Raw genomic sequence first — 5,844 nt, 5'->3', positions numbered from 1 at the left:
CTTTTCTCACCAAAGGGCACGCCCGAAGCGCTGCTGTCACGCCTCCAACGGGATGTGGCCGCGGTGTTGGAGGAGCCGATGATCCGTGACCGGCACCTGCTTCCGAACGGCTACACCGTGCAGGCGGCCACTCCTGAGGAGTCGGCGCGAATGGTGGCGGCGGACTTCGCGGCTAAGGCGGAACTTGTCCGCATCTCGGGTGCACGGTTGGACTGATCGATGCCTCCCACGGTCGACTGCCCAAGCAGCCAGCCTTGTGCAGTGGTTCAGCGGAACCAGACCCAGCATCGATCAATCGGTGATCTTCATAGAAAACAGGATTTCTGATTCATCCGATAATCCGTTCACCGAATTTGAGCTACTTCTGCTCCAGGCGGGCGCGCGGCTGGGCCGTGAAACACCGATCAGCCCGCTTGCGCAGATTGTGCGGGTACCGGACTGCACCGTTTACGACGGCGGATTAGCTATGCCGATCTTCACGGAGGGCCAAACTCCATGACACATCTCTGGAACGATCGGTCCTGGTTGCAGGTGCTGGCCGGCGCCGTTGCCTACGCAGCGGCCGTCGGTGCCGTCATGGTCGCGACGCTGGCGCTCAGCTAGCGGCGGCGGCGGCTCAGCGTCGGTCGGCGGACGGAGGGGCCGGCTCGTGCGATGCCGGCGCTTGCGGGTAGCAGCTCCAACTCAATCCGAGTGGCTAAAGCGCCAGCCTTCGCTAGAATCCTGGGAGGCAGCACCGCTATTCCAGCCCTGCCCTGTATGATCTCACTACCCAACCCGTTAAATTACGTTCGTCTGTATTTCTGTGCGTATGAAAATCTAAACGTCTGTCCTTATGTCTGTTTGGAAAGCCAGTTTGTCAGCAGCTGATCCACGAGTTCAGAAAGATCAGGACCGTCATCACGTTCCAGTAGCATGATCGAGACCCGGCGATGGGTCTTGGATCGCATCAGGATGGTGCGGGGAGCCCAATCGGGATCGCTGCGCTTTCCAGGCGGGCGGCCCCTCCCCTTCCCCGCCTCAACAAGGACCGGCGGTGAGGCGCGAACCGGAGTGGGTGGCGGTAGCGGCACAGGTGAGGGGTGCGCTTGCTCGACCGCAGGCTGGACCGGTTCAGCCATTGCGGGCGGAGGCTCGGGCGGTAGCGGGTCCGGCCGCCGCAGGTTGGCCAGGGCCGCGAACTTGCGCTCAGCCATCAAGCAGTTCCTGAGCGACGGCCTCGTAGGCCTTCCACGCCCGCCGGGAGTTCTTGTCGTCCTTCACGCCGTAGACCGGCACTCCCTCCGCCGCCGCTTTCTCAAAAGCCGCAAGCCGGGGAATCTCCGATTTGAACACGGGGATGTCCTGCTCGGTCAGCATCTGTCGGAGTTGCGCCCCTTCCGTGCGCGGCCTGGGCGGCACCATGGTCAGGAGGACGCGGTAGCGGTCGTTGCTCATCTCGTGCAGCTTGGCCAGCGTATGGGTGAGGCCGTCAGTGGCCACGCTCTCCGGCACGGCCGGGATCACTAGCGCATCGCTGCCCTTGGCCGCATCCCGGAAGTCTTCATCGGCCGGGTTGCCCTCGGTGTCGATGATGATGTGCGTGTAGTTCCGAGCGGCACGAGCCAGTTCGGCATAACCGATCACCGGAAATGGCAACCCCTTCCCGTCTCCGCGCTGGCTCCACTTGGTGGCGCTGCGGATACCGTCGCCGTCGACCAGAAGGGTCGGGGCGCGGGTGTGGAAGAAGGTGGCGAGGTGAATGGCCGTGGTGCTCTTGCCTACACCGCCCTTTGCGGACAGCACTGTGACGATCATTCGCGTCCTTTCAGTCACATGAACGTACGTATTTTCATACGTACAGAAACCTATACTTGCAGACTTATAAAATCACATATGCCCGAGAAATTATATAATTTAACGATCCATGCTTTCATACGTATGAAAGTCTGAATGTCCGAGATTATATACAGTTACCAGGTTGTCCGCACAAAGGTACAGACGGGCAGATTGATAGGCGTACATACTGGCAGAGGTGAAGGCAGTAGCATGGCAACATTCAACTGCTGGGCCGAACAGATTTCCATACGTGCAAAAATACAAAAATCTGTAAAGCCGCCTATGTGAAAAGGGTTGCCAGGCCGCTGCGGAGGGGGGGCGGCTTCAGAACCAGCCGCACGCGGTAGGTGGATAGTCCGGGCTGGATCGTGTCCCGTGCCGTGGGCTAGGAGCGATGGTCCTGCTGGGCTGGTCCGCCGTGTCAGTGTGACACGGCGGACAGCCTGGCGGAGCCAATATCGCTGACGGCGCCGATGGCTTCCAGGCTCATCACCGGCTCTGCAACGACGTGTGATGCCTCGCCAAGAACTGCGCGAAGTTCGGCGGCGGCCGCAGTGTGGCCGAGTTCGCTGCCCTTGACGGGGAGCAGGCGCGAGACTTGTTGGCCGTCGTCGGCGCGTGTGTTCAGACCCCGCTGAGGGGCGCGTCCTGTCTGTAGCTGTCGATGAGGTCACCGACCCGGAAGTCCATCGCGGCACCCGAATGCTTCGGCTGCTTGGTGCTCGACTGGCTGGGCCTGCGGGAGGCGGCAGCCGCACACTCGAGCGCGCCGATCGTTGAGATGGTCTCGCTCATCTGCGCCTGCTGGCGGTCGGGATAGCGCTGGTTCAAGGTCGGCGTGACGCTTGCGGACCTTTCGCCGGCAGGGGATGATATTGGCCACCTGGGACCCTGTGCGGCCCGCATCAGGCGATGCGCGCCTATGGACGCGCTAAACGCCCGGTCTGGGCGGGAGACGACCTGCCCACTCTCGATCGGCTGCCGCTGGGATCAAGGAGCCTGAGCAGAGCGGGTGAATTCCCGCCACACCACCCGGATTGAGGAGATGATGTCCGCCCGGGCATGGTGACAATGAGGAAGGTGGACGAACTTTCCCGACTGTCAGGCCGCCGCCAGGCCTCGGCGGTTGCGTGGAGGTGGGGAGGGGCGCAGCACGACTCCTTGCGGGACAACCTCGAAACGAGCAGCGGGGTAGACCGACCGCGCCAGCTCCAAGGATTCGGCGAACGGTCCCTTGAAGTGCTTCAGAGCGCCGACCCCGTGCCCGAACTGCGCACGCAGGGCAGCCCAGGAGATTGGCGTGTCTTCCTCGAGGGCTGGCAGGCGGTAGCAGAGCCAGCAGTAGACATCGAGCGCCATTGCGGAGTTGCGGATCCTGCCAACGGCGTCGCGATCGATGGCAACCGGATGCCTCCGCAGGCTGTCATAATAGGCTTGAGATAGCCGCAGCCGCTTGATGAATGGTCGGCTGTTATCGGTGTCGTACTCGAAAGCCTCGACGATGCGGTCGTTTACCACGAAGCCCTTCGTGTCCGAGCCGATCCGGAAAGACACCCGGCAGCGCGCGAGGCGCTCGAGCTGCTCCAGCACCGAGTCAGCCACCTTTCCGCCATCCGGCAGGCCGAGGCGCCGCAGTACGTTATAGGCCGTATTCCCGAGTTCGATCTCGCGCGTGTCGCGCTCGAGGCAGTCGGAGCCGATCGCCAGTTGGATGACGCGGGCGTACGCCCCAAACGGCACGCCGACATTTTGCACGCCACCGCTGTCCATCGCTTTTGAGCCACCTTCGACGATGATGGCGGCGTATGGGGTGTCAATGCGCCAAGCCTGCTCCGCGGCCCCCTTCGGACGGCGGTAGGGAAGGCCGAGCATGCACCAGCCACTGTAGACGTACCCTGCCGTGCCCTCCTGAACGCCGGTGGTCGCGAGGGACTCTGCGGTTTCGGCTGCGGCCGCAATGATGCGCGGCCCCCTCGGCCCTGCCAGCAGGTCGACCGGTGCGCGACGACCCGCTTCAGGCATCGACCTTGTAGCGAACGCGGCAGCCCCGCGCTTCCCGCCCTTGGTGCGTAGGATGTCGTGGACGGTGGCCGAGGGATCGACTGGTGTTGGGTCCGGTACGATGTCGGCGAACATGTCCTGCTGCTTGGCCACCGCAACTCCTCAATGCATCGTGGTCAAGATGCCGGGCTCCGAGCCGCCCCGGAAAGACCGAACTTTCCCGACCGCTTTCCGAACCTTCCCGACCAACTGCAATAGAAAGAATTAGATTCTTAGGACTTGATAGTATGGTACGGGAAGGTTCGGGGGATAATCTTCGTACCTCTTTGACATTGTTGATTTTGTCTTTCCTGATCCGGTCGGGAAGGTTCGGCATGGCGGTGCTAGGCAGCAGCCTGGTGATTCCAGCTCGCAGCGAACTAGCCGGAGAAGGGGTCGGGAAAGTTCGGCAATCCGACCCTCCGAATCGGCTTCTAGCCTGCCGAGGGAGGCCGGGAAAATTCGACGGCCTCGGGCGGCGCGTCGGAAAAGTTCGGTGCGCCGCTTGGCGCGGGATGAGGTAAGTGCTTCAGGCAGGCGACTCGGAGCATGCACTTCCGGCGAAGGCTAGCTTGCAGATTTCGTTGGCCTTGATGTGCTGCCGAAGCGTGAAGGAGCTGGGCCACTCGGTGCTGATGAAGACGCGCTAAGGTATCCTTTATTATTTCCGCAGGGGCGGCCTGGAAGCCTTCAACGCTCCAGGCACGCCGAACCTCCGTTGCTTGCCCCTCGCGCAACGGCAGCCCGTCCAGGGCTCGGGCCTGACCACCGACGTGCATGCTGCCGATCTCGCGCACCTGAAGAGGCGGTGTGGGAGCCAGCGGCGTCTGGGCCTACGCGACACCGACGGCAAGGAGGACAAGGTGAATGCTTCGACGTCGTTCCTCCTGTTCGTTAAGAACGAAGGATAGGAGCGCCGTCGATAAGCGGGAGATCCTGTACAATGCGGCACTGCTGCCTAGGCCCCTCAGCCAGCACGCTGCTCAAGGGTAAAGCGAGCCTTCGCGTCAAAAGCGGGCATCTGCAGATTCCAATCCGGTAAGCGCAGTTTATCGGATAGAAGATGCAACATCAAAGGAGAAGGCAAGAGTAAAGACAGGCTGCTGGTTTTGAATACCGCAATCTCAGGTTGTCTAACATGATCCTGGGTCGGTATGTCTCGCATTATGAACTTACGCGCAGAAGGCGCCCAATGCTTTTGCTGATCGCTATGACGTCGCGGTTTGTGAGGAGCGGGAGCGCCGATCCTGCTGTCAGAGACGACAACCAGTCGCCTGCTGCTCTAGGTACCTTTTACGACGTCGTACCAGTTGGTCTTTGTCTGCTCGATCGTGATCTGCGCTTCGTCAGCCTCAATCGCCGGATGGCGGAGATGACGGGGCGATCTGCGGTGGCAGATATCGGCCGTACGCCCACCGAGGTCATGCCGGGTGTTGCTGAACAACTCGAGCCACATTTGCGGCAGGCACTGCGCGGCGAGCAGGTCTTCGATCTCGAACTGCAAGGTAACCAGTTCAGTGCGGTTGGCGAGGGCCGGGTCTATCTGGCGTCTCTGGAACCAGCGCGTGATGAAAACGGAAGCGTCGTCGGAGTGCTGTGTTCGGCCCTCGACATCACCGACCGCAGACGGGCCGAGGAGGCACTCTGGGAACACCGGGAGCGGCTGTCCAACCTCATCGGGCAAGCGGCCGTGGGCATTGCCCAAACAGATCTGCAAGGGCGTTTTCTGCTCGTCAACGACTGTTACTGCAGCATTGTCGGCCAGGATCGAGATGCCCTCCTGAGCAAGCGGATGCAGGATATCACCCATCCCAAGGATGAGCCGGCCAATGCCGTTCTCTTTGCGCGCCTCGCCAAAACAGGCGAACCCTTCTCGCTCGAGAAGCGCTACGTCCGGCCAGATGGCACGGTTGTATGGGTCAATAACTACGTCTCCGCAACGCGCGACTCAGCTGGTCGCCCCCAATACATGGTTGCCATTGTCAA

Annotated in this window: 6 protein-coding genes and 1 pseudogene; 3 read left to right on the top strand and 4 right to left on the bottom strand. The window is 61.7% G+C overall.

What is annotated here, in order from left to right; all coding sequences use genetic code 11:
• Both D2K64_RS24780 and D2K64_RS24775 read left to right on the top strand, forming a co-directional pair.
• A pseudogene (locus D2K64_RS24780) lies at positions 1-216 on the top strand (hypothetical protein); the annotation flags it as partial.
• Between the two features lie 40 nt (positions 217-256).
• Positions 257-499: a hypothetical protein gene (locus tag D2K64_RS24775; protein ID WP_157986060.1), complete on the top strand. Its 243-nt coding sequence runs from the start codon at positions 257-259 to the stop codon at positions 497-499.
• A gap of 334 nt (positions 500-833) precedes the next feature.
• Here the strand turns inward: D2K64_RS24775 and D2K64_RS24770 are convergent, their stop codons facing one another.
• From D2K64_RS24770 to D2K64_RS22630, 4 genes are all read right to left on the bottom strand, one after another.
• On the bottom strand, positions 834-1,196 hold the full coding sequence (locus tag D2K64_RS24770) for a hypothetical protein (RefSeq protein ID WP_157986059.1): 363 nt from the start codon (positions 1,194-1,196) through the stop codon (positions 834-836).
• The gene (locus D2K64_RS22635; RefSeq protein ID WP_120010643.1) at positions 1,189-1,797 is read right to left on the bottom strand and encodes a ParA family protein; all 609 of its coding nucleotides are present in this window, start codon (positions 1,795-1,797) and stop codon (positions 1,189-1,191) included. The genes D2K64_RS24770 and D2K64_RS22635 overlap by 8 nt, the downstream gene beginning before the upstream one ends.
• 645 nt (positions 1,798-2,442) lie before the next feature.
• Complete coding sequence (locus D2K64_RS24765) at positions 2,443-2,613, bottom strand: hypothetical protein (RefSeq protein ID WP_157986058.1); 171 nt, start codon at positions 2,611-2,613, stop codon at positions 2,443-2,445.
• A 306-nt stretch (positions 2,614-2,919) separates the two neighbouring features.
• A complete protein-coding gene (locus D2K64_RS22630) occupies positions 2,920-3,972 on the bottom strand; it encodes a replication protein RepA (protein WP_120010642.1) in 1,053 nt (350 codons plus the stop codon).
• A gap of 1,078 nt (positions 3,973-5,050) precedes the next feature.
• On the opposite strand from D2K64_RS22630, the gene D2K64_RS24760 reads away from it, so the two are divergent.
• On the top strand, positions 5,051-5,844 hold a 794-nt coding region (locus tag D2K64_RS24760), incomplete at its 3' end, for a PAS domain-containing protein (protein WP_162306240.1).

The sequence above is a fragment of the Teichococcus vastitatis genome, from assembly GCF_003604215.1.
Taxonomy (GTDB): domain Bacteria; phylum Pseudomonadota; class Alphaproteobacteria; order Acetobacterales; family Acetobacteraceae; genus Pseudoroseomonas; species Pseudoroseomonas vastitatis.
This window is presented reverse-complemented; position numbering and strand designations above follow the sequence as displayed.

What these genes read in the sequence shown, in the direction of transcription:
- D2K64_RS24770 (WP_157986059.1), bottom strand. Translation starts at nt 1,196, where the DNA reads ATGGCTGAGCGCAAGTTCGCGGCCCTGGCCAACCTGCGGCGGCCGGAC.
- D2K64_RS24765 (WP_157986058.1), bottom strand. Translation starts at nt 2,613, where the DNA reads ATGAGCGAGACCATCTCAACGATCGGCGCGCTCGAGTGTGCGGCTGCC.
- D2K64_RS22635 (WP_120010643.1), bottom strand. Translation starts at nt 1,797, where the DNA reads ATGATCGTCACAGTGCTGTCCGCAAAGGGCGGTGTAGGCAAGAGCACC.